Annotated in this window: 22 protein-coding genes and 2 pseudogenes; 10 read left to right on the top strand and 14 right to left on the bottom strand. The window is 69.0% G+C overall.

Translation table 11 applies throughout. The annotated features are described in order from the left end of the window. Positions 1–79: 79 nt before the first annotated feature. Both E4N63_RS04095 and E4N63_RS04090 read left to right on the top strand, forming a co-directional pair. Positions 80–2242, top strand: a complete 2163-nt coding sequence (locus E4N63_RS04095) for a glucose PTS transporter subunit IIA (protein WP_230239917.1) — start codon at positions 80–82, stop codon at positions 2240–2242. Positions 2243–2339: 97 nt separating this feature from the next. Further along, positions 2340–3188: a PRD domain-containing protein gene (locus E4N63_RS04090; protein ID WP_230239916.1), complete on the top strand. Its 849-nt coding sequence runs from the start codon at positions 2340–2342 to the stop codon at positions 3186–3188. 257 nt (positions 3189–3445) lie between these two features. On the opposite strand, the gene E4N63_RS04085 is transcribed toward E4N63_RS04090, so the two are convergent. Beyond that, positions 3446–4054: a calcium-binding protein gene (locus tag E4N63_RS04085; protein ID WP_230239915.1), complete on the bottom strand. Its 609-nt coding sequence runs from the start codon at positions 4052–4054 to the stop codon at positions 3446–3448. A gap of 225 nt (positions 4055–4279) precedes the next feature. On the opposite strand from E4N63_RS04085, the gene E4N63_RS04080 reads away from it, so the two are divergent. The 3 genes and pseudogenes from E4N63_RS04080 (at position 4280) to E4N63_RS04070 (ending at position 6568) form a co-directional block, all read left to right on the top strand. After that, positions 4280–5194: a DUF6192 family protein gene (locus E4N63_RS04080; protein WP_230239914.1), complete on the top strand. Its 915-nt coding sequence runs from the start codon at positions 4280–4282 to the stop codon at positions 5192–5194. Positions 5195–5196: 2 nt separating this feature from the next. Beyond that, complete coding sequence (locus E4N63_RS04075; RefSeq protein ID WP_230239913.1) at positions 5197–5607, top strand: RacP protein; 411 nt, start codon at positions 5197–5199, stop codon at positions 5605–5607. 14 nt (positions 5608–5621) lie between these two features. After that, positions 5622–6568 (top strand): annotated as a pseudogene (locus tag E4N63_RS04070) (IS5 family transposase). 111 nt (positions 6569–6679) lie between these two features. On the opposite strand, the gene E4N63_RS04065 reads toward E4N63_RS04070, so the two are convergent. Both E4N63_RS04065 and E4N63_RS04060 read right to left on the bottom strand, forming a co-directional pair. Then, on the bottom strand, positions 6680–7624 hold the full coding sequence (locus tag E4N63_RS04065; RefSeq protein WP_125621488.1) for a zinc-binding alcohol dehydrogenase family protein: 945 nt from the start codon (positions 7622–7624) through the stop codon (positions 6680–6682). Then, entirely contained in the window at positions 7621–8298 is a 678-nt protein-coding gene (locus E4N63_RS04060) for an NADPH-dependent F420 reductase (RefSeq protein ID WP_125621486.1), read from the bottom strand. Before E4N63_RS04060 ends, E4N63_RS04065 begins: the two co-directional genes overlap by 4 nt. Positions 8299–8373: 75 nt before the next feature. Here E4N63_RS04060 and E4N63_RS04055 point away from each other — a divergent pair, with 75 nt between their 5' ends. Continuing rightward, a complete protein-coding gene (locus tag E4N63_RS04055) occupies positions 8374–9333 on the top strand; it encodes an AraC family transcriptional regulator (protein WP_221772582.1) in 960 nt (319 codons plus the stop codon). Positions 9334–9461: 128 nt separating this feature from the next. Here E4N63_RS04055 and E4N63_RS30435 read toward each other — a convergent pair whose 3' ends face one another. Further along, a complete protein-coding gene (locus tag E4N63_RS30435) occupies positions 9462–9716 on the bottom strand; it encodes a Tn3 family transposase (RefSeq protein ID WP_268270958.1) in 255 nt (84 codons plus the stop codon). Further along, positions 9704–10138: a Tn3 family transposase gene (locus E4N63_RS30430; RefSeq protein WP_268270957.1), complete on the bottom strand. Its 435-nt coding sequence runs from the start codon at positions 10136–10138 to the stop codon at positions 9704–9706. The genes E4N63_RS30435 and E4N63_RS30430 overlap by 13 nt, the downstream gene beginning before the upstream one ends. A gap of 332 nt (positions 10139–10470) precedes the next feature. Between E4N63_RS30430 and E4N63_RS04045 the strand changes: the two are divergent. Beyond that, a pseudogene (locus tag E4N63_RS04045) lies at positions 10471–10878 on the top strand (transposase); the annotation flags it as partial. Between the two features lie 249 nt (positions 10879–11127). On the opposite strand, the gene E4N63_RS04040 reads toward E4N63_RS04045, so the two are convergent. Both E4N63_RS04040 and E4N63_RS04035 read right to left on the bottom strand, forming a co-directional pair. Beyond that, positions 11128–11334: a hypothetical protein gene (locus tag E4N63_RS04040; RefSeq protein WP_230239912.1), complete on the bottom strand. Its 207-nt coding sequence runs from the start codon at positions 11332–11334 to the stop codon at positions 11128–11130. A gap of 71 nt (positions 11335–11405) precedes the next feature. Then, positions 11406–11810, bottom strand: coding sequence for a helix-turn-helix domain-containing protein (locus E4N63_RS04035; protein WP_125621484.1), 405 nt, complete (start codon positions 11808–11810; stop codon positions 11406–11408). A 133-nt stretch (positions 11811–11943) separates the two neighbouring features. On the opposite strand from E4N63_RS04035, the gene E4N63_RS04030 reads away from it, so the two are divergent. From E4N63_RS04030 to E4N63_RS04020, 3 genes are all read left to right on the top strand, one after another. Then, positions 11944–12804, top strand: coding sequence for an SDR family oxidoreductase (locus E4N63_RS04030; protein ID WP_230239911.1), 861 nt, complete (start codon positions 11944–11946; stop codon positions 12802–12804). Between the two features lie 58 nt (positions 12805–12862). Further along, positions 12863–13534 (top strand): DsbA family oxidoreductase, encoded by a 672-nt coding sequence (locus tag E4N63_RS04025; protein WP_230239910.1) that lies wholly within the window; start codon positions 12863–12865, stop codon positions 13532–13534. An 813-nt stretch (positions 13535–14347) separates the two neighbouring features. After that, entirely contained in the window at positions 14348–14779 is a 432-nt protein-coding gene (locus tag E4N63_RS04020; protein WP_230239909.1) for a tyrosine-type recombinase/integrase, read from the top strand. A 22-nt stretch (positions 14780–14801) separates the two neighbouring features. Here E4N63_RS04020 and E4N63_RS04015 read toward each other — a convergent pair whose 3' ends face one another. The 7 genes from E4N63_RS04015 to E4N63_RS03985 all read right to left on the bottom strand — a co-directional run bounded on the left by E4N63_RS04015 (position 14802) and on the right by E4N63_RS03985 (position 21552). Beyond that, positions 14802–15734, bottom strand: a complete 933-nt coding sequence (locus tag E4N63_RS04015) for an ornithine cyclodeaminase family protein (protein ID WP_230239908.1) — start codon at positions 15732–15734, stop codon at positions 14802–14804. Further along, positions 15731–16774: a proline racemase family protein gene (locus tag E4N63_RS04010; RefSeq protein ID WP_230239907.1), complete on the bottom strand. Its 1044-nt coding sequence runs from the start codon at positions 16772–16774 to the stop codon at positions 15731–15733. The genes E4N63_RS04015 and E4N63_RS04010 overlap by 4 nt, the downstream gene beginning before the upstream one ends. A 4-nt stretch (positions 16775–16778) precedes the next feature. Then, complete coding sequence (locus E4N63_RS30920) at positions 16779–17492, bottom strand: ABC transporter ATP-binding protein (RefSeq protein ID WP_125621476.1); 714 nt, start codon at positions 17490–17492, stop codon at positions 16779–16781. Beyond that, positions 17489–18328 carry an ABC transporter ATP-binding protein gene (locus E4N63_RS04000; RefSeq protein WP_230239906.1) on the bottom strand — a complete coding sequence of 280 codons (840 nt, stop codon included), beginning with the start codon at positions 18326–18328 and terminating at the stop codon, positions 17489–17491. Before E4N63_RS04000 ends, E4N63_RS30920 begins: the two co-directional genes overlap by 4 nt. After that, complete coding sequence (locus tag E4N63_RS03995) at positions 18325–19425, bottom strand: branched-chain amino acid ABC transporter permease (RefSeq protein WP_230239905.1); 1101 nt, start codon at positions 19423–19425, stop codon at positions 18325–18327. Before E4N63_RS03995 ends, E4N63_RS04000 begins: the two co-directional genes overlap by 4 nt. Then, positions 19425–20324, bottom strand: coding sequence for a branched-chain amino acid ABC transporter permease (locus tag E4N63_RS03990; RefSeq protein WP_019710714.1), 900 nt, complete (start codon positions 20322–20324; stop codon positions 19425–19427). Before E4N63_RS03990 ends, E4N63_RS03995 begins: the two co-directional genes overlap by 1 nt. 76 nt (positions 20325–20400) lie before the next feature. Continuing rightward, entirely contained in the window at positions 20401–21552 is a 1152-nt protein-coding gene (locus E4N63_RS03985; RefSeq protein ID WP_230239904.1) for a branched-chain amino acid ABC transporter substrate-binding protein, read from the bottom strand. Positions 21553–21696 lie beyond the last annotated feature (144 nt).

The following is a 21696-nucleotide window of genomic DNA, read 5'->3' as shown; positions in this document are numbered from 1 at the left end:
TTTTTCGTTGCCTGAATCCGGGCGGGAGAGATCGCGGACCTACGCAGGACGGCAGGGACCAGGGATGCAGGAACGCATCATGAACACACCCGCACCGGGGATCGACGGGCTGGCGGAGGAGATCCTCCGTGACGTCGGTGGAGCGGAGAACATCGAGAGCCTCACACACTGCGCGACGCGGCTGCGCTTCCAGCTCCATGACGGCAGCAAGGTCGACCAGGCCGCGCTCGACGCCCTCGACGGCGTCATGGGCACGGTGCCGCAGTCCGGAGACCGCTTCCAGATCGTGATCGGCGGCGCCGTCGCGAACGTCCACGCCAAGATCATCAACTTGCCGTCGATGAGCCGCTCCGGCGCGGCGCGCCCGAAGTCCGACGCGGGGGTCAAGGCCGCGGTTCGCGCCAAGAGCCGGGGCCGCTTCGCCTGGCTCGACAACTTCTTCGAGTACCTCTCCGACTCGTTCCGCCCGCTGCTCGGCGTGCTGCTGGGCGCCTCGCTGATCATCGCGATCGCCTCGGTCCTGGATGCCCTGGGCGTGGTCGACTTCCGTGCCGAGGACAAGTCGGCCACCTGGGTGTTCGTCGACGCGATGTGGCGCTCGGTGCTGTACTTCCTGCCGATCATGGTCGCCTACAACGCGGCCAAGAAGCTGCAGATCGACCCGTGGGTGGGCGCCACGGTGATGGCCGCGGTGATGACCCCGAACTTCACGGGAATGCTCAACCCCGACTCCGGCATCCCGGGCGTCACCTGCTCCACCAACTCCACGCTGGGCACTCAGCAGTGCGTGGCGGACGTCTTCGGCCTGCCGCTCCAGCTCAACGACTACGGCGGCCAGGTGTTCGTACCGCTGCTGATGGTCGCCCTGCTCGCCCTGGTCTACAAGGGTCTGCAGCGCGTGTTCCCCGAGAACATCCAGCTGGTCTTCGTGCCGTTCTTCAGCATGCTGATCATGATCCCGGTGACCGCCTTCCTCGTCGGCCCCCTGGGGGTCTGGGCCGGCAACGGCATCGGGGAGGGTCTGGCCTGGCTGAACGACAACGCCCCGCTCGTCTTCGCGATCTTCATCCCGCTGCTGTACCCGTTCCTGGTGCCGCTGGGCCTGCACTGGCCGCTGAACGCGCTGATGCTCCAGAACATCAACACCATCGGCTACGACTTCATCCAGGGCCCGATGGGCGCCTGGAACTTCGCCTGCTTCGGTGCGACCGCGGGCGTACTGCTGCTCTCGATTCGCCACCGCGAGCCGCTCATGCGCCAGACCGCCACGGGCGCCCTGGCCGCGGGCCTGTTCGGCGGCATCTCCGAACCGTCGCTGTACGGCATCCACCTGCGCTTCAAGCGGATCTACCCGCGTATGCTCGTGGGCTGCCTGGTGGGCGGTGTGATCGTGGGCGTCCTGGGCGGCGTGGACACCGAGGTATTCGCCTTCACCTCTGTGCTGACCATCCCGGTCTTCTCCCCGGTGGGCGTCTACCTCATCGCGATCACGGCGGCCTTCGTCACCGCGATGGTGCTCGTCTACCTCTCCGACTACCGCACTCGCGAGGAGCGCGCCCAGGCAAACGCCGAGCGCGACGCCGCCGAGGCCGCCGCCCGCGGTGGGGCCACCGACACCGACACCGACGCCGACGCCCGCCGTGAGACCGCAGCGGCCGACGACCGTGAACTGGTCACCGTCGGCGCCGCGTACGCGGAAGCCACCGCCGATGCCACGGGCCCCGCCACCGCCGCCGCTTGCAGCGCACCCACCGGCACCGCTTCCGTCGCTCCCACCGCCGCCGCGAACAGCACCGCCCTCTGCGCGCCGGTCGCGGGCCGCGTGACCGGCCTCGACAAGGTCGAGGACCCGGTCTTCTCCTCCCGCGCGCTCGGCGAGGGCGTGGGCATCGAGCCGGCTGACGGCCGTGTCGTCGCCCCGGTCGACGGCGAACTGATCACCGTCGCGGACACCGGCCACGCCTTCGGCATCCGCACCACGCACGGCGTCGAGGTGCTCATCCACATCGGCATCGACACGGTACAGATGCAGGGCGAGGGCTTCGACGTGCACGTCGCGCCCGGCCAGCAGGTCAGCTCCGGTGACCTCCTGGCCGAGGTTGACCTCGACGCCATACGCGCCGCGAACCACCCGACCGTCACCCTCATGACCGTCCTGAACACCGCGGATCTCGCCGCGGTGGAGCCGCACACCGGGCAGGACGTCACCGCCGGTGCCCTCGTGGTGACCGTACGGCGGTGATGTCCCACTGCCGGTCCGGCGCGCGCACGCCCCTTGGCATGATGGGCGCGCCGGACCGGAAGACGCAGGACGGGGCACGGACAGGAGGGGGACGGCGGTGAAGGTACTGCGGGTCCTCAACAACAATGTGGTCCTCGCACGTGATGAGAAGGGCCAGGAGGTCATCCTCACCGGACGCGGCATCGGCTTCAGCTCCAGCCAGGGCAAGCCTGTCGATGCCGCGCTGGTGAAGCGGGTCTTCGTCCCGGCCGACGGCCGTGACCCCGATCACCTGGCCGAGGCTCTCGCCCTCATCAGCGAGGAGGTACTCCACGCTGTCGTGACCGCTCTCGCCGAGGTCGGCATCGAAGAGCGCGAGTCCACCCGCCCCACCCTCGCCATCGCCGTCGCCGACCACATCGCCGGCGCGCTGGAGCGGGCCGCGCGGGGTATCGCCATCGAGTACCCGCTGCGCGCCGAGGTCCAGACCCTGTACGCCACCGAGTACGCCCAGGCGCAGCGCCTGCTGCGCGCCATCAACGAGCGCCTGACCCCGAAACTGGATGCGTCCGAGGCGACCGCGCTCGCGCTGCACCTGGTCAACGCGGGCTTCGTCTCCGGCGATCTGTCCTTCACGTACACGATGACCGGGGTCATACAGCAGATGCTCGCCGTGGTGCGGGAGCGCTACAGCCTGGGTGTCTTCGAGGCGTCCATGGGCGCGGCGCGGTTCATCACCCACGTGCGCTACCTCTTCGTGCGCATCCAGCAGCAGCAGCTCAAGGGCCAGGAGTCCACGATCGGCAAGGGCATCCGCCAGCACTACCCGGAGGCGACCCGCACCGCGCAGCAGTTGGCGACGATCGTCGAACTGCGTCTGGGACAGCAACTGAGCGAGGACGAGGTCTCCTACCTGGCACTCCATGTGGCCCGCATGACCATGGACGCCAACGGCACCGCCACGTAGAAGCCGTCAAGGAATAACGCGTTGCTTCACGGAGACGAACTCGTTGATGTGGTATGTGCATATCCGGCGAGGTTCCGCAGCCAGTTGGCCGACGGTTCGACGTTCTGCTCCCGCACCTGAACGAGCGTCACAACCCCACGGGGAGTTTCCGAGCGGCGGCCGAGCCGGCCGGCTGCGACCACCACACGGTGGCCCGGTATGTGGGTTTTGGAGGGGATCCGGTGATTCCGGCGCCCCACCGTAACCGTGCGTGAGGGTCACAGCTCGCAGTTGGTCTCGTTCTCGACGTTGGTGCAGGTGTCGGTGCCGGGTCCGCCGTCGGCGGTGTCGCTACTGCCAGTCCCGCCGTCGATGGTGTCGTCCATGGCGCTCCCGGTGGGGGTGAAGGTGCCATTGAGGGTTTTGTAGTCCCCGTAGATGGTGTCGTTGCCCATGCCGCCGTCGATGTAGTCGGCGTCTCCGGCCACTCCCACGAGTGCCGGGAGGTCGACGGACCCGAAGGCACCGTTGAGGAGGTCGCTGCCGCCCTGGCCGAAGATACGGTCATTGTCGCTCGTCGCTGCGGGGACCGATGGTGTCTGCGCGTTGCCGTAGACGGTGTCGTCGCCGCCGCCGGCGCAGATGACATCATCGCCGCCCAGGCCGGAGATAGTGTCGTCCCCGTCCAGGCCGGCGATCACGTCTGGGCCGTTGGTGCCGGTGAGGGTGTCGTTGCCGCTGGTGCCGGTGATCGTGGCGGTCTGACCGTCGCAGGTGACCGGATCTGCGGCGGCCGGGCTGGCTCCGACGGTCATCCCGCCTACCAGCAGGATGACCGCACCGGCTAGTCCGGTGGCACGCGACCGCGCGGAGGAAGCTTTCTTCATCCCATACCTCCCTTGCCCCCGGACCGGGTGCCGCCACCAAGAGAGGGGTGGCGCGTCAGTCCGATCACCCGGCCAGGCTGAGTGCCTGAATTGGAAGGCCCGTACACCGAAGCTCTGGCCTGTGGTTGCTGTGGATCTGGCACTGAACCGACGCTCGTGAGGTGAGGTCGGGGCTTGTCGCCGGCGAGGGGAGAGCCAGCACCCGGCGGGCAGGGGGTGGGCTGGATGCCTGCGAGCACGAAGGTCGGAAGCGTCACGCGTCAGCGGTATGAGGAACTCGTCGACCGGGACCGGAAGCTGGTGCTGGACGAGTCGAAGATCCAGTTCAAGGTCGGGGACGATGCCTTGGAGATCGAGCCTCTGCGGCAGCACGGCGGCTCCCACCCGTCCACGGACGAGGAGGCGTGCGGTGTCCGGCAGACGCTGGAGATGTTCGCCGAAGACGTGGGCCTGTCCTACAGCCAGGTGCGGATCTACCGCTATACAGCCGGTAAGTGGCCGGCGGAGCACCGGGCGGAGGGTGTGCCGTTTGAGATCCACCGCATTCTGGAGAAGCTGGAGGACCGCTTCGAGCGGATCCTGAAGCCGCCCCGGCATCCGCGCAACGGCAGACTCCAGTGGACGGGGGACGCGGCGAAACGGCAGGTGGGCTGGCAGGTGGATACGCCCAAGACGGTCCAGGAGAAGGTCGAGGCAATCCATGACCTGGCGTCGGACGAGCAGGTCGCGGTAAGGGTGGCGACCGACTTCCTGCGCCGTCCCGCGGTCGCATTCCGTGCAGCGGGCGATGACACCGCCCGGCACCTGTTCAACAAGGCCCAGTCCCACCGGGCCGTCCAGGCCGAGAAGAACGCCGAGGCGCCGGTGCCCGGGCAGGAGAATCCGGTGGCCCCGGCTGTCCGGGCCATCGACCGCACGCTGGAGTTCTTGGACCTGGTGGGCGCCTGCCACAAGTTCGTGTCCTCCACCAGCCGTCTGGTGCCGCTGGTGCGTGACCGGGACCTGTCCGAGGACGCCCGCGAAGTGATCGGCCACAACCTGTCTCGCGTCCGCGCCGCCTGCGACTGGGTGGAGCACGCGGTGTCCACGGGGGAGACCGACATGGACGAGGAACTGGCCCGGCTGCTGCGGGGCGAGTAGCCGTGGCGCGTTCCCGTGCCCGGGGTGATGCGGCCCGGGCGCACGCGAGGTGCATCTGCCGGATCCTGCTGGAGGCCCGGCCGGCCGGTCTGCTCTTTCCGCAGCTGCTGGCGGCCTGCGAACTCACCCCGGCCCAGGCCTGGTCCGGGATCGCGATGCTGAAGGACACCATCGTCGACAACGGCTGGCCGCCCCTGGTGGTCACCCGGCGGGACGGATACCTGTTCACGGCCGCCCCTGACGAGCTGGAGTCGTACGAGGTGGCGAAGATCCGGGAGAAGCTGACCGAGGTCCGCCGGCTGATCACCGCGACGGTCGCCCCGCACGCCGCACTCGCTCCGGACGACAAGCGGGTGCGGCACATCGTCACCCAGCTCAACTCGGTCGAGTCGACCCTCGACCTGATCGCCTGACAGCAGGGGCCGGGATGCGGCAGCGCCGTTACGCCTCCGACACCACCGACGAGGAATGGTCGCTGATCGAAGGGCTGCTGCCGCCGCCCGCATGGACGACCCGGCGGGGCGGGCGCCCCGAGAAGCATCCACGCCGGGCGATCTTCGACGCGATCCGCTACGTGTGCTGCGAGGGCTGCCGCTGGCGGTCGCTGCCCGCGGACTTCCCGCCGCCGCAGACGGTCTACGGGTTTTTCCGCAGATGGACGAAGTCCGGGGTACTGGAGACGATCCGCGACCACCTGCGGCGTGGAGTGCGGTGCACCGCGGGCGCCTCACCGCACGGGGTGGCGACCGTCATTGACAGCCAGTCCGTCAAGGCGGCCGAGACCGTGGGCAGGAACTCGCGGGGATACGATCCCGGCAAACGCATCAACGGCCGCAAGCGGCACCTCGTGGTGGATCTCTACGGGCTTCCCCTGCTGGTCACCGTCACCCCCGCTGACATGCACGACGCGAACGCGGGACGGCTTGTCCTGGCCCGGCTGCGCCGGGAACATCCGGAGATCGCGATCGTCTGGGCCGACCGGGCCTACGCCGGCACCCTCATCACCTGGGCCAGGACCACTCTGGGCCTGACGGTCAAGACCGTCAGCCGCCCCAAGGACGCCACCGGCTTCGTCCTGCTGCCCCGCAGATGGATCGTCGAACGAAGTCTCGCGTGGATCTTGCACGCCAGGCGGCTGGTCAGAGACTACGAAAGACTGCCGGCCCACGCAGAGGCCATGGTCAACCTCGCGCTCATCATCCTGATGAGCCGCCGCCTGACCCGGCCCTCGCCTCATCCCACCGCGGCCGCAGCTCGCCCGGCAGACGCCCTGCGGGCAGCGTGACCGCACGACCACTCCCTAACAGCCGGGCAGCCTTCCTATCCTGGATCAAGGGCAGCCGGGCCCCTGTCCCCGCAGGCCGTGACCGCTGAGACCGGCTGGAGCCGTGCCGCCGATGCATGACTCCAGCCTCCGTCCTCATCGGGCCGCCCGTAGTTTCCTCGGCGGAATCCGCGCACCACCCGTCGTCCGTCAACGTCCGGTCAGAGGCGATGGATGACGATGCGCTTGCTGCTGTCGGCTGGGAGCGACCACGCATGCTCGACATCGTGCAGCGGGACGGGGTCGGGCTCCACTGCGTAGGCGCCGTCGACGATGGCGGCGGCAACGGTGGGGATCTCGGCTGTCATGGTGGTACCCGTCAGCGATCCCTGGCCACTGCCGAGGACTTGAAGCCTTGTCGAGCGCAGCGCGCCGGCGGGCAGCGTCGCTCGTGGTCCGGCCATCTCGCCAAGGTTCACCCAGGTGAGCGGGCGTATCGGGGCGGCCCGGTTGACGACCATCGCGGCCATCGCCTCGGTTGCTGGTTCTGCCCAGAGGAAGTCGAGCACGATGTCGATCTCGGCGCCGATGCGAGCGATCGTCTCTACGTCACCGGTCAGGGCGGTCGCGGTGACGCCGGGGAGCGCGGCGAGCCGTTCGCGGTCCCGGCCCACGGCAACCACCTGGTCGGCGCCAAGGCGGCGGGCCACCTGCACCGCCATGCGCCCGGTGCCGCCGGTAGCGCCAAGGACCAGCACATTCTGTCCGGGCCGCATCGTGATCCGCTGGGTGAGCGCCAGCCAGGAGGCGATCACGCAGTTCAGCGTCGCAGCGATGGTCAACGGGTCGGCGTGGGCGGGCAGGACGACGCTGTGCCGTGTGTCGATGACCGCGCGTTCGGCCATCGAGCCGTACTTGCCGTTCAGCGACATGAAGTACCAGAGCCGACCGTCGGCGTCACGGCCGACGCCGTCGATGCCCGGCACCAGCGGCAGGCCGGAGCCGGCACTGGTGTAATGCGACCCGCTGGCCTGCATGCGGACCCGAGGATGCAGGCCAGCAGCCAGCACCTCGACGACGATCTCGTGCTCGTCGGCCGGCTTCGGGTCGGGGAACTCCAGGTATCGAGGGGCTGTGCCGTATGCAGTGACAACCGCTGCTTTCATGACCGGTCCGCCTTCTCCAGTAGCGCGGCCAGATCGGCGGCGGAGGCGGGGCGGCCGGGGGCGGCGAACATGCCGTCCGGATCGAGATAGGCCAGTTGCGCGGGCGTGCCCGGCGCGAACCGGCGGCTCTCGGCGAGCGGTCCCACATCGTAGGCGTCGAAGCCGAGCGAGTCGATCAGGGTGGCCACCGTCGCCTTGGCCGCTGCGGAGTCCCCCGCGATGGGCACGGCACTGCGGTCGGCCGCGCCGACCGGCCGCGCAAGTTGCGGCAGGTGCCGGAAGAACACGGTGCTGAACGCCTTGACCACGTACGCGTCCCCCAGATGTGCCTGCAACAGCAGGTGCGGCGGGATGTCGCCGGCCTCGATCTCGGGGACAGCGCCCTGGCGCGCCGGGTCGTAGTTGAGGGTGTCAATGACGACCCGACCGCGCAGCGCTTCGACCGGCACCTGCCGGTAGGCGCGGATCGGGATGGTCACTACCACCAGGTCACCGGCGGCCGCAGCCTCGGTGGTGGTCGCCGCGCGGGCCTGGGAGCCCAGCCGGGCCGCCGCCTCCCGCAGGCTCTGCGGTCCGCGGCTGTTACTCAGCACGATGTCGTGCCCGGCAGCGACGGCCAGCTGCGCGAGCGCGCCGCCGATCCGTCCGCTGCCGATGAAGCCAATCGTTGTCATGATCCGAATCTAAGCCGCCCCGGTCGTACCTTCTATGCTGGAAAATCCGTCGTTTGTTCGCGATCGTCCGGAGGCATGATGGATCCGCTGAGCGAGGTACTGGCGCTGCTGAAGCCGCGCAGCTACATCACCGCCGGATTCGACGCCGGTGGTGACTGGGCGCTGGAACTCGACGACCTGGCCGGCCGGATCAAGTGCTACGCGGTCGTCAAGGGCGCCTGCTGGCTGACGATCGGCGGCGACGCGCCGGTGCCCATCCCGCAAGGCGCCTGTTTTGTGCTGCCCACCGGCCGGACCGCCGTCATCGGCAGCGCAGCGGACGTCGAGCCGGTGCGCTCCTCCGTGGTGCTCGACCCCGACCGCAGCGGGAAGGTCGTCACCTACAACGGTGGCGGGGACGTCTATCTGGTCGGCAGCCGCTTCGAAGCTGGTAGCCCGCACGTCGAACTGCTGCTGCACAACCTGCCCCCGCTCATGGTGGTCAAGACCTCCGACGACCGCGCCCGGTTGCGCTGGTCGATCGAGCTGATGATGGAGGAGTTCCGCGAGCCCCGCCCCGGCTCGGCCCTGATAGCCCAGCAGCTTGCGCACATGATGCTGGTCCAGGCGCTGCGCCTCTACCTGGCCGCGCCGGCACGTGACGACGTCGGCTGGTTCGCCGCACTCGCCGACCCACAGGTGCATGCCGCCCTGGCAGCGATGCATGCCGACCCCGCCCACTCCTGGACCGTACGGGAACTCGCCACGACCGCCGGCATGTCCCGCACCACCTTTGCCGAGCGCTTCCGGGCCCGCGCTGGCGAGACCCCGATCGCCTACCTCGCCCGGTGGCGGATGATGCTCGCCGCCGAGCGCCTCCAGCAGGGCAACGACACCATCGCCCGGATCGCCGGCTCCCTGGGATACGAGTCTGAGCACGCCTTCAGCACCGCGTTCAAACGCATCATGGGTACGCCCCCGCGACGCTACGCCGGATCTGTCAGCCAGAACGGCTCCGCCGAGAACGCGCAATGCCCCCCGCCGGGGTGGCGATAGGCACTCTGGCAAAAGACCAGCAGCCGGGGGCCGGCCGTCATCGAAGCTGGAGTCGTCGACGACCACGGCATGTCATGCACGCCCACTGTCGGCGCTTACTGCCGGACGGAGATCTCGGCTGAGTGCGGTCAGCGGCTTCCTGCGGCCGCCTCGGGCAGTCGCAGCGGCCGGTAGCCGTCGGTGTCGAGCTGGGCGAGTTCACCGTCGATGTCGACCGAGTGGGTGCCGTAGAAGTGCACGTTCTCGTGGTGGGTCGGCCAGATGTGCGCCAGGACCTCGTCGTCGACCTGGCGGCCGCCTCTGCGCAGGGCGGCCACGCCGAGGCCGTGGTACTCCGTGGACCAGCAGACGATCGCGTTGGTGGCCAGGGTCAGGCACCACATCTGCTCGCTCTGCTGCTCATGATGCCGGCGCTGCAGCGCGCGCCTTCGTCGGCGTAGGCCAGGGAGCGGCGCAGGGCGTGCAGGTTCTCGCCCTGGTTCAGCTGCCGGGTGATGCGCCGCCGGTAGGTCTCGTCTGCGAGGTATCGGGTGGCGTAGACGGTGCGCCGCAGCGCACCATATTCCTTGATCGCGGACGTGAGCGCGTTCTGCCGCCGCTTCGAGGAGCACAGCTTGCCGACGACCAGCGCCGCGGTGGCGTGCCCGCCCTGGACAGACGCGGCGACCCGCAGCAGGTCATCCCGCATGTCCGCGATCACCTCGGTGTTCAGCCGCCGGGTCAGCAGCGCCCCAGCGCGCGGATAACTAGGGGCGGGCCTCATCACCAGGATGCTCCGGGACACCTCCCGCAGTACCAGGAACATCCACAGGACGGCATCCCGCGCGAGCGCCGTACCGGGGGGAGCCCGGCCTCGCGCATCCGGTCGCCACCGCACGCGCGCGGCGGCGACCGAACCCTCTCAACGCTCCCACCTCTACACGGTTGTGCCTGCGCATCAGCTCAGCCCTTTTCAACCCACCCTGCCACCACCGCTTGGCATGTCGGCTTCACCAGCAGGTTCTGACGCCAGAGTGGCGCTGTTCCGATCTGCTGGGAAGGGAGTGAGGCAGCGTGCAAACACGGCGCTCGAGAGCAGCAATCGGGCTCACCCAGCCCCTGGTGCGGGACAACCCCGGTATGCGTGGTGGGGATGGGCTGTTCGAAGTCGAGCCGGTCGAGGCGAAGCGGCTGCAGGGCCGTCTGGCGGCGGTGGGCAAGACATTTCAGGCGTTCGACCCGTACCAGGTCCCGCTGCTGCCTCCCTCGCTGAACGACTGGCTGCCCGAGGACCGCTTCGCCCGGTTCGTCGCAGACCTGGTCGACGGGGTACTCGACATCTCCCCGCTTCTGGCCCACTGCACCGAGAAGCGCGGTCACCCGCCCTATGGCCCCCGGCTGATGGCGCGCCTGCTGATTTTCGGCTGCACCACCGGTGTCCGCTCCTCCCGGGCGACCGAGCGCAAATGCGCCGACGACGTGGCGTTCCGGTTCCTGGCCGCCGGCCAGGCCCCGGACTTCCGCTCGATCGCCCGGTTCCGCCGCCGTCACCTCAACGCCCTGGCGGGATTCTGTAACAAGCCCATGGCCACTTCGGTGATCAGCACAAGCAGAACCAGCAGCAGGGCGGGAAGAGAAAGGAACTCAGCGACCGTCACGGCCGAGGCCGCACGGCCGGCTCTGGAGCGACGGCTGTGCGCAGCCCCGGCGGCGATATACGGCACCGTGCCGAGACCGGTACAGCAGGAAGATCGCTGCGATCGCTGCGGTACCGGAAAGCACCGTTACCGGTGCTCTGGTGCTCGTGGTCCCGTCTCAGAACTGGGTGAAGGGCGGGATCACCCGTGTGATCGCGATGAGCCGCAGGCGGGGGAGAGGCGGCGCGTAGAACCAGCCGTCGGCCAGGAGCGGGATGCGCCGCGCACCTCCCGGTACGCCCTTCCGGGGCCCTTCCCCGAGGTCGGTGACGTCGACGCCGACCTCGGCGAGGGCGACCATCTCTCCCGCGCAGAACTCTCGCAACTGGTCGTTTGTGAGAGAGGCGTGGCTCCGGTTCTTCGGCGTGCGGGCGGACCCGGCCGCACGCCGGGAGATCACGCCGGGGCTGTGGCGGTGTGCGCTTCCTGGGATGCGAGGACTGCGGGCATGTTGGCTTCGATGTGGCCGATGAAGGCCATGAGGTGGTCAGCGGTGGTTTCCCCCAGGGGTGTGAGGGAGTAGTTGACGCTCGGGGGCATTGCGGTGAGGACCTCGCGGCTGACGAAGCCGTCGCGCTCCAGGGCCTGGAGTGTCTGGGCGAGCATCTTCTCGCTGACTCCGTCGATGCGCCGACGCAGGGCGTTGAAGCGCGCGGGCCCCTTGCGCAGACCGGCGAGGACCAGGACGCCCCAGCGGCCCGTGAGGTGGTCCAGGACCTGACGGGAGGGGCAGTGCTTGGCGAAGACGTCGAACTCCAGCGCGGCCGCCTGGCGCTCGTCCTCGGTGGACGGCTCGTTCATGAGTACCTCCTTTTCCTTTACGTTACCTCGAACACAGTGCGGTGTATAAGTTTGCACTAACTATTAGTTAGTGTACGGTGAGGGAGCCGGGAAGCCGCCCGGCCCCCTCCCTCAACACACGAAGGAATTGGTCATGATCGTCGTCACCGGTGCCACCGGACAGTTCGGCCGCCAGGTCATCGAGCACCTGCTTCAGCGCGGGATGCCCGCCGACCAGATCGCCGCCGCGGTGCGCACCCCCGCCAAGGCCGCGGACCTCGCCGCCCAGGGCGTCGAAATCCGCCTGGCCGACTACGACAGGCCCGAGACCCTGCTCACCGCCTTCGCCGGTGCCGACAAGCTCCTGCTCGTCTCCTCGACCGGCCCGGACGACGCCCGCATCGCCCAGCACCGCGCGGCCGTCGAGACCGCGGCCAAGGCCGGTGTCGGCCTGATTGCCTACACTTCGGTCATCGGTGCCCCTGCCAATCCGCTCGGCCTGGCGCGCGTGCACCGCGACACCGAGCAGGCCATCGCCGACTCCGGCCTGCCCGCAGTGCTGCTGCGCAACGGCTGGTACACCGAGAACTACACCGCAGCCCTCCCCGAGGCCGTTGAGCGCGGCTCTCTCGCGGGCAGCGCGGGAGGAGGGCGGATCGCCTCCGCCGCCCGCGCGGACTTCGCCGAAGCCGCCGCCGTGGTCCTCACCCGCGACGACCAGGCCGGAAAGGTCTACGAGCTCACCGGTGACACCGCCTGGTCGCTGCCGGAGCTGGCCGCCGAGAGCGCCGCGCAGTCGGGCAGGCCGGTCACCTACACGGACCTGCCCGCCGAGCGGTACCGGCAGATCCTCGCCGGGGCCGGGCTGCCCGACTTCGTCACCGACCTGATCGTCGATGCCGACGTGCAGGTCTCCCACGGCGCGCTGGCCGGCGTCACCGCCGACCTGAGAGGACTCCTGGGACGGCCGACCACCCCGCTGTCCACCGTCGTCACCCAGGCCCTCGCGGCCTGACACCCGCCGCAACAGCGACCCTCCTGCCACCCGTACAGACGCAAGGAACGGCACGACCATGCGCGTAGAGATCTGGGGCGACGTCGTCTGCCCCTGGTGCTACATCGGCACCGCCCGCTTCGAGAAGGCCCTGACCGGCTTCGTACACCGCGACCAGGTCGAGGTCATCCACCGCTCGTTCGAACTCGACCCCGCTCGCGACAAAACGCACGTGGAGCCGGTGCACAAGATGCTGGCCGACAAGTTCGGTCCCCAGGGCCCCGGCATGGACCGGCAGGCCGCGACAACAGCGGCCGGTGAAGGGCTCGCCTACCGCACCGACCGCCAGGTCGGCAGCACCCTGGACGCCCACCGCCTCCTGCACCTCGCCAAGGCACACGGCCTCCAGCACCAACTGCTGAACCTCCTCTTCGAAGCCAACTTCGCCCACGCCCGGACCATCTTCACCCCGGACGCCCTCCTCGGCCTCGCCCTGGCGGCCGGACTCGACGCGGACGAGGCACGCCGAGTCCTGGACGACCCCGACGCCTACCTCAACGCCGTACGCGCCGACGAACGGGAAGCCGCCCGCCTGGGGGCAACCGGCGTCCCCTTCTTCCTCATCGACCACCGCTACGCCCTCTCCGGAGGCCGGCCGGCCGAAGCCTTCGCCCAGGCACTGCACACCGCCTGGACCCAGCGCCCGCCCACCGGGACCGCCCGACCGCGAGGCCGGCGGCCAGGCCAGTGATCGTACGGAGGTTCGCGCCGCGTACCAGGTCGGGGGCGGGCAGGCGTTCGCCCGACCGGGGCAACGGCACCGGGCGGCCCAGGCGCAACGCCAGCTGCTCCTCCACGTGCGCTTCCAGGCTCCCCGTGCTGGCCGTGTCCACGGTGTACTCCCATGCCTCCGGCGCGGTGATCCAGTCCAGGGCCCGGACCGAGGGCCAGTCGGGCATCGGACGGCGCGCGTCGAAGTCCTCCAGCACCGCCCAGCGCAGCCGGTTGACGAGCTCCTTTCTGCGCAGGTCCAGGTAGGTGCGGAGTGCTTCCTCATGCTCGGCGGAGTGGCTGATCGGTTCCAGGGGTGGGCTCATCGCGCGCAGGGTGTCGTTCAGCTCGGCGAATCCGATGCCCAGGTCGCGCCGCAGTTCGTCCGTACTGCGCGTCGCGCGGGCCCTGGCGATGAACTCGGTTACGGGGACGGAAAGTTCGGCGGCGTGCTCTTCGAGGTGAGCCTGGAACTCCCGGGTGTCGCCTGGCGGCGGCAGGAACAGTGAGTTCGCCGCCTCTGTGCCGAGCAGCTGGACGAGGAAGGGCCGGCAGCGCTCCAGGACCACACCGATGGCCCCGTCGATCCGGCGGCTCATCTCCTCGACCTGGTGGACCGTGACTTCCAGGGCGTCGGCGAGCTCCTCCTGGCTCGGGGTGTGCAGATTGGCGTGGCGGGAGGCGAACTGGTGGGCGGCGAGGCGCAGCCGGTCGCCGAACTCCCGACGTCCCAGCAGTTCCGCGAGCGCCACCATGATGCGGGTGGTCTCGGGCCAGCCCGGCTCGCCTGCCGGTGCGAGGACGAGCCCTCTTCCTCACCCAACTCCTCCACGCAGACCTCACCGCCTCCACCCGCCCCTTCGTCTTCACCACCCTGCGCGGAAAACCCCTACGCCGCTCCGGCTTGCAACGCCGCCCTGTGGGCCCCGGCCGTCAACGGCAGCCGCCACACTTCCCCGCCCTGGCCCCCGTCGCCCCGGGCCTGACCTTCCACGGACTACGGCACTCCCACAAGACCTGGCTCATCGAAGACGGCGTCCCCGAAGTCGCCCAGGCACGACGCCTCGGCCACGCCATGCAAAACAAGATCGACGACGTCTACTCCCACGTCGCCACCAGCGTCGAAGAGCGCCTTCTCAGGCACCTCGAAGCCCGCTGGCAACGCGCCATCGAGCACCACAACCGAGAGGGCGATAACCCCGAACCGCTTCGACTCACCGCTTGAATAGCACGGACTCGGCGGCGGTTCACGCCTCACGCCACTGCCGGTAGGCCGCGATGGCGACGACCAGGTCTTCCCACGCCATCCCGGACGTCTTCACAACCGTCGGGCGGTCACCGGGGATGGCCGCGCTCCCCTCGCCGAGCAGGTCGGCCATGGTCACCAGGGAATTCGATTCGAACCTGCCTTCCTGCACCGCGAGGATGACGTCCCCGGCCTCGCGGAGTGCGACGTCCCGGCTCTCGACGATGACCGTTGCGCGGCCCATGAGCACGCCGTCGAGTTCCCGCACCGACGGTTCATGAGAGCCGACGGCCAGCACGACTGCTGAGTCGCGTACGAGGTGTCCGTCCACGACCGGCCGGCGGGCCGAGGTCGCTGTGACGATGACGTCGGCGTTGCGAACACAACCGGCGACCGCCGTGTCATCCGAGGCAAGGTGACGGTCTGCCCAGACCGGGGTCGCACCGCCGCGACGCGTCACGGCCGTGACATCGGCGAGGGGCACGTGTGCCTGGATCGTGCGCACGTGTCCCTCGCCCTGCGGGCCCACCCCGAAGACCACGAGCCGCAGCCCGTCGGCGGAGGAGTCCGCGAGAACGCGCAGCCGGTCCAGACAGGCCCCCACCGAGACCGCGGGTGTGCGCAGGGTCGTCAGTGCGACCCCGTCGAGGATCGCGGCGGGAGTCAGCGTCTCACTGTCGTGCAGGAGGTACGTCGCGTTGATCCGCCGCAGGCCACGCACGGCATTGCCCGGAGCGACGGTGGCGACCTTCACCCCGAACCAGCCGCCGGTCTCCGACGGCATGAGCAGACCCTGGCCGTTGGTCAGAGCAAGGACGCTGCGCGGCACGTCGTGGTCCGGATCGAGCCCCGCAGCCAGTGCGTCACGGACCGCGGCCACGGCGGCGGTGTAACCGAGCGCGAAGACGTCATCGGCATCGAGGATTGCGCTCATCGCAGCACGAATCCGGGAACGAGCACGTCGCGGGGATCAACGGTGAACCGGCACGTCCCGACCGCATGGGCCGTGCCCGTCACCGCCGTGACAACCGCCGGAAGTCCGTGTGCCGTGGTCTGTTCCGCGATCCGCGCGCGGAACACGGAGCCCACCACGGATTCGTGCCGCAGCTCGTCACCGGGACGCAGCTCCCCGGTGGCGGCGAGCAGCGCGACCCTGGCCGATGTGCCCGAACCGCACGGGGATCGGTCGACCTCACCATCGGCGAACACCGTGATATTGCGTTGGTGCAACTGTCGACTGCCGTCGGCCCTCAGCCGCGGAGGGCAGACTTCCTCGGTGAGGACCGTCCCGTAGACCCCGGACAGCCGGGCATCGCTCGGGTGCTCGGCGGCGCCGGCGGCGTTGAGCGCGTTGCGGATCTCGCGGCCCACCGCGATGAGTTCCGTGACCTCCTGCGGCCGCACGCGTAGGCCAACCGCCTTGGCAGGCAGCACGGCATACATCGCACCGCCGAACCCGATGTCGACGCTGGCCTTCCCGCGCGAGGTCGCGACCTCGACGCCGCCGGCGTGGACGTGGCCGGCGACATTCGTGAACGTCACATCCTCCACCACGCCCCCGGTGGTGCGGACGCTCGCCGTGACGCGCCCCGAGGGTACGTCGACCACGACGTCCGTCACGCCGTCGGCGGGAGCCGGGACCCGGCCGGAAGCGACTGCCCATGCCCCGAGGGCGATCGTGCCGTGTCCGCATGCCGTCGAGAACCCGTCCTTGTGCCAGAAGAGGACACCGAGGTGAGCGTCGGAGTCGTCCGGTGGAACCAGGAAACCGCCATACATGTCCGCGTGACCGCGGGGCTCGCTGCACAGCAGCGCCCGCATCCACTGCACGTCCTCGCTCTGCATCGCCACGATCCGGCGCTCTGCGACGGTCAGTCCGTAACCGGTCACTGCGGCGGGGCTGTCCGGCACGATGCGGAACGGTTCGCCACCGGTATGCCAGTCGATCGTCTCGACCGCGTCTGTCCTTCTCATCCGCTCACGCTCCAAGGTATGCCTCGACGACCTGTGGGTCGGCGCGCAGATCGGCGGCCGGCCCGGTCACCGTCACGCGGCCGGAGTCGATGACATAACCGCGGTGGGCGATCTTGAGGGCGGCCCGTGCGTTCTGCTCGATGAGCAGAACCGACGTGCCTGCCCGGTTGATCGACACGATGGCGTCCATGACGTGAGCCACGACCAGCGGGGCCAGCCCCATCGACGGCTCGTCCAGCATGATCAGCCGGGGCCCGGCGACCATCGCCCGGCCGATCGCCAGCATCTGCTGCTCACCGCCGGAGAGAGTGCCACCCTGCTGGTTCCGGCGCTCGGCCATGCGCGGGAACAGTTCGTAGACCTGATCGATCCGTTTGTCGATCGACAAGCTGTCGCGCACGGTGTAACCGCCGAGCTGAAGGTTCTCATGCACTGTCAGCCGTGAGAAGATCCGCCGGCCCTCGGGCACGTGCACGATCCCGCGCTCGACGACAGACCAGGGAGTTGCCGCCGTGATGTCTTCTCCGTACGCCGTGACGGTCCCGGCCCGGGACCGCACCACGCCGGATATCGTTGAGACCGTCGTGGACTTGCCGGCGCCGTTGTTCCCCAGCAGCGCGACGATCTCGTTCTCGCCGACGGTGAGGTCGAGTCCCCTGAGGGCTTCCACCTTGCCGTAGGCGACCTCAAGGCCCTTGATGTCAAGGATTGTCTTCACCACTCCACCTCCGCCGTGGCACCCGAACCCCCTGCGGCCGCGATACGCGCTGCCTCCGCGTGCGCCTCCTCGTCCTCCGCACCGAGGTACGCCTCGATGACCGCCGGGTTCCTCCTGATCGCCGCCGGCGTGCCCTCGGCGATCTCCTTGCCGTAGCTCAGGACGACGATCCGTTCGGACACCTCCATGACCAGGCCCATGTCGTGCTCGATCAGGACCACCGCGATCCCGAGGCCGGCGATGCGCCGCATGAGATCGAGCAGTTGTGCCTTCTCCCCGTGGTTCAGTCCGGCCGCCGGCTCGTCGAGCAGGAGCATCCGGGGCTCACGGGCAAGGGCTCGGGCGATCTCGACGCGCCGCTGCTCGCCGTACGGGAGGTTGCGGATCTGCGCGGTCCGGTCGTACTCCATCCCGACGAAGTCCAGCCACTTGTGCGCCTCGGCGGTGGCCGCGTCCTCGCCACGCCAGTAGCGCGGTGTGTGCAGCATCGCGTCGAGAAAATTCTGCTTGATACGGACGTGCATGCCGGCCCGCACGTTGTCCAGCACCGTCAGGTCGCCGAACAGCCGGAGGTTCTGGAACGTCCGCGCGATCCCGCTCGCGGCGATCACAGCCGGCCGCTTCCCCGTGATGTCGGTCCCGCCGAACGTCACCGAGCCCGCCGAAGGCCGGTAGAAGCCCGTGATGCAGTTGAAGGCACTCGTCTTGCCGGCACCGTTCGGACCGATGACCGAAAGCACCTCGCCTTCGTGGACGGAGAACCTCAGGCCGTCGACGGCGCGTACTCCACCGAACGAGACCGCCATGTCCTTCACGTCAAGGAGCACCCTGCTCACGACGCACCTCCCTGGGCTCGGCGCCCGTGCCGCCTCGGCTCGCCGCTACGGGCCGGCAGCAGTCCCTGCGGGCGGAAGATCATGAAGACGATCAGCAGCAGACCGAAGATGAGATAACGCCAGTTCTCCGCGCCGCGCAGCAGCTCGGGCAGCAGCGAGATCGCGAGAGCACCGATCACGACACCCGGCGTGGACCCCATACCACCGAGGACGACGGCCATCAGAATGAGCGCCGACCACAGGAAGTTGAAGCTCGGCGGAGAGATCGCTGTCTGATGTGCCGCAAACAGCACGCCCGCGATGCCGCCGAAGACCGCGCCGGCGATGTAGGCCGCGAACTTCACCTTGTAGGTGTGGATGCCCATGGCCTCGGCGGCGTCCTCGTCCTCGCGGACGAACCGCCACGCCCGGCCCATCCGGCCGCGCCCGAGCCGGCTCGAGAACAGCACCGCGACACAGACCACGGCCGCGGTGACCCAGTAGAGGGCGATGTCGGCACGCAGGCCGAAATCGCCGAAGTCGGGGATTCCGTACAAGCCGTTCGGTCCGCCGGTGAATTCCAGGTTGTTCGCCGTGATGCGGATGATCTCCCCGAAACCGAGGGTGACGATGGCCAGGTAGTCGCTGCGCAGTCGAAGCGTCGGACCGCCGATGAGGAGTCCGCTGATGACCGCGGCGAGCACGACCACGGGGATGGTGGCGATCACCGGCCACCCGAAGCCTGTCGCCAGGAGGCCCGAGGTGTACGCGCCGACTGCGAAGAACGCGGCGTACCCGAGGTCGAGCAGCCCGCAGTAGCCGACCACGATGTTCAGCCCGACCGCGAGCATCACGAAGATGAGCGCGTCCGTGGCGAGCTGGATGGTGTAGGTGCTGGAGTTGAGGTATGGCAGTGCCACCGCGGCAACGGCCACGCCGAGGCCGAGCCACTTGCTCGCCAGCACGCCCGACGCCGCCTGGGCGATGGCCGCACGGCTCGGCTTCGGCGTCCCGACTCCCTTGCCCGCGAGCGCGATGTTCGCAGGCGCGCGCTCCTCCACGGCGTTGACGTAGGCCGAGGCCTCCTCGCCGGCGCGCAGGGTCGACTCGTCGTTCATCACACACGCTCCGTGACACGCTCGCCGAGCAGCCCTGTCGGGCGCACGGTCAGGAAGAGGATGAGGAAACCGAACGCGAAGACGTCACGCCACTCGCTGCCGAGGTACGCGACCCCGAACGACTCCAGCAACCCGAGTACGACCGCGCCGAGAACGGCTCCGCGCAGGTTCCCGATGCCGCCGATGACCGCCGCGGTGAATGCCTTGAGCCCGATGATGAAACCCATCAGGAAGTCGATCTTCCCGTAGTACGCACCGGCCATGACGCCCGCGGCGCCGGCCAGCGCCGACCCGAGGAAGAAGGTCCGCGAGATGACCCGGTCGACGTTGATCCCCATGAGCAGACAGGCCTTGGGGTCCTGCGAGATCGCCCGCATCGCACGGCCCGAACGGGTCTTCCGGACCAGGGTGTCGAGGGCGATCATGAGCACGACCGCGATCGCCATCATCGCCAGCTGCGCATAGGTCATGCGCGCGCCTGCGAGGTCCAGCGTGCCACCGTGGATGCCGATCTGGTACACCTCCGGGGTCGGGCCGAAGGCGACTGCGATGCCGTACTCGAGCGCGAAACTCGCGCCGACAGCGGTGATGAGGACGGACAGCCGGGGCGCGCTCCGCAGCGGGCGGTAGGCCGTCCGCTCCAGGACCATGCCGAAGGTACCGGTAGCGATCATCGCGACGATCATGATGGTGATGAGCGCGAAGAATCCACCGCCGAGCGCACCGGCACCGACGCTGAGTACGGTGAAGCCGGCGAACGCTCCGAGCATGTAGATGTCCCCGTGAGCGAAGTTGAGCAGTTTGATGATCCCGTAGACCATCGAGTAGCCGAGTGCGACCAGGGCGTAGAACGAGCCGACGAACAGGCCGCTGAGCACGAGTTGGGCGAAGTGGTCCATGCAAGATTCCCGGTGCGTGAAGGGAAGCAGCGACGCGCGGGTGGCCGGCCGGTGTTGACCGGCCACCCGGCCGACGTCACTTATTCAGGACGAAGTTGTCGTCTCTGACGACGAGGATGTCGAAGCCGCCGGCGCTCAGCGTGTGCTGGGCGGTGAACTTCAGCGGGCCGGAGAAGATCTTGAGGCCGTCGATCTGCTCGAGCGCGCTGGTGACGGCCTGGCCGTCGGTGGAGCCGGCCTTTCTGACCGCCTCTGCGGCGACGCGCACCGCGTCGTATGCCTGCGTCGAGTAGGGGCCGGGCTCGGAGCCGAACTTCTCCTTGTACTTGGCGACCCAGGCCTCGCCACCGGGGATGGTCTGCGGCGTCTGGGTCATCGTGGCGAACACGCCCTGCGCGTTCTTCTGGCCGGCGATCTTGACCAGCTTGGCGTCGACCGAACCATCCGCGACCATGATCTCGCCCTTGTAGCCTGCGGCCTTGAGCTGCTTGATGAGCAGGCCGCCCTCCTGGTAGTACCCCGTCCAGTAGATGAAGTCCGCCTTTGAGTCCAGTACCGCGTTGATGGCACCGGAGTAGTCCGACTCGCCTGCGGTGACCGACTGATGGTTGACGACCTCAACGTCGAACTGCTTCAGACCGTCTTCGGTGCGCTTGGTGATGTCGGTGGAGTACGAAGTGTTGTCGTCCATCAGGGCGACGCCCTTGCTGCCCGTTGCCTTGATGAACTTCGACGCGGCCTCCGCCTGCTGGATGCCCGTGCCGTTGAGCAGGAAGACGTTCCGCCGCTTCTGCGCGACCAGGTCGGCGGAGTTGGCGGCCGGGATGAGCATGGGGATGTGCGCCTTGCCGAAGATGCTCAGTGTCGGCAGGGTCGCCGAGGAACAGTAGCCGCCGACCGAGATGTCGATGCCGGCACTGACGAGTTTGGCCGCACCGGCGGCGGCCGTCTTGGGGTCGCACGCCTCGTCCTCGACGGTGAGCGAAAGCTTGCGGCCGTTGACCCCGCCCTTGGCGTTGATCTCGTCGACAGCGAGCTGGGCTCCATCCTTCATGTAAGGGCCGATGGCGGCCGAGCTGCCGGTCAGCGGCGTGAGCATGCCGAGCTTGACGGTTCCGGAGCTGTCGTCTCCGGAACTGTCCTGGGCGAAATTGCCGCCACATGCAGTGATGGTGAGCCCGAGTGCCATGGCGGCCGCCGTCATGGGGCCGCGACGAATGAGGGTCATGCCTTACTCCATCTCGCGTGGTCCGCTGGCGTGCGGACCGTCCGTGGGCCGAGGGTGCTCCCCGGCTGCGGCAATGCCACGTACGCACATGCGATGTATGGCATTGCCCAGAAGCTGTGTTGGGGCCGTGGGAGGGGGAGGGCG

This window comes from Streptomyces sp. MNU89, from assembly GCF_020982505.1.
GTDB classification, from domain to species: Bacteria; Actinomycetota; Actinomycetes; order Streptomycetales; family Streptomycetaceae; genus Streptomyces; species Streptomyces xinghaiensis.
Note: the sequence above shows the minus strand (reverse complement) of the source record. Positions and strands in the feature narration are given on the sequence as shown.

What these genes read in the sequence shown, in the direction of transcription:
- E4N63_RS04030 (WP_230239911.1), top strand. Translation starts at nt 11,944, where the DNA reads ATGATCGTCGTCACCGGTGCCACCGGACAGTTCGGCCGCCAGGTCATC.
- E4N63_RS04015 (WP_230239908.1), bottom strand. Translation starts at nt 15,734, where the DNA reads ATGAGCGCAATCCTCGATGCCGATGACGTCTTCGCGCTCGGTTACACC.
- E4N63_RS30435 (WP_268270958.1), bottom strand. Translation starts at nt 9,716, where the DNA reads ATGTGGTGCCTGACCCTGGCCACCAACGCGATCGTCTGCTGGTCCACG.
- E4N63_RS04010 (WP_230239907.1), bottom strand. Translation starts at nt 16,774, where the DNA reads ATGAGAAGGACAGACGCGGTCGAGACGATCGACTGGCATACCGGTGGC.
- E4N63_RS04080 (WP_230239914.1), top strand. Translation starts at nt 4,280, where the DNA reads ATGCCTGCGAGCACGAAGGTCGGAAGCGTCACGCGTCAGCGGTATGAG.
- E4N63_RS04055 (WP_221772582.1), top strand. Translation starts at nt 8,374, where the DNA reads ATGATGGATCCGCTGAGCGAGGTACTGGCGCTGCTGAAGCCGCGCAGC.
- E4N63_RS04035 (WP_125621484.1), bottom strand. Translation starts at nt 11,810, where the DNA reads ATGAACGAGCCGTCCACCGAGGACGAGCGCCAGGCGGCCGCGCTGGAG.
- E4N63_RS03985 (WP_230239904.1), bottom strand. Translation starts at nt 21,552, where the DNA reads ATGACCCTCATTCGTCGCGGCCCCATGACGGCGGCCGCCATGGCACTC.
- E4N63_RS04065 (WP_125621488.1), bottom strand. Translation starts at nt 7,624, where the DNA reads ATGAAAGCAGCGGTTGTCACTGCATACGGCACAGCCCCTCGATACCTG.
- E4N63_RS03990 (WP_019710714.1), bottom strand. Translation starts at nt 20,324, where the DNA reads ATGGACCACTTCGCCCAACTCGTGCTCAGCGGCCTGTTCGTCGGCTCG.
- E4N63_RS04025 (WP_230239910.1), top strand. Translation starts at nt 12,863, where the DNA reads ATGCGCGTAGAGATCTGGGGCGACGTCGTCTGCCCCTGGTGCTACATC.
- E4N63_RS04085 (WP_230239915.1), bottom strand. Translation starts at nt 4,054, where the DNA reads ATGAAGAAAGCTTCCTCCGCGCGGTCGCGTGCCACCGGACTAGCCGGT.
- E4N63_RS03995 (WP_230239905.1), bottom strand. Translation starts at nt 19,425, where the DNA reads ATGAACGACGAGTCGACCCTGCGCGCCGGCGAGGAGGCCTCGGCCTAC.
- E4N63_RS04060 (WP_125621486.1), bottom strand. Translation starts at nt 8,298, where the DNA reads ATGACAACGATTGGCTTCATCGGCAGCGGACGGATCGGCGGCGCGCTC.
- E4N63_RS04095 (WP_230239917.1), top strand. Translation starts at nt 80, where the DNA reads ATGAACACACCCGCACCGGGGATCGACGGGCTGGCGGAGGAGATCCTC.
- E4N63_RS30430 (WP_268270957.1), bottom strand. Translation starts at nt 10,138, where the DNA reads ATGTTCCTGGTACTGCGGGAGGTGTCCCGGAGCATCCTGGTGATGAGG.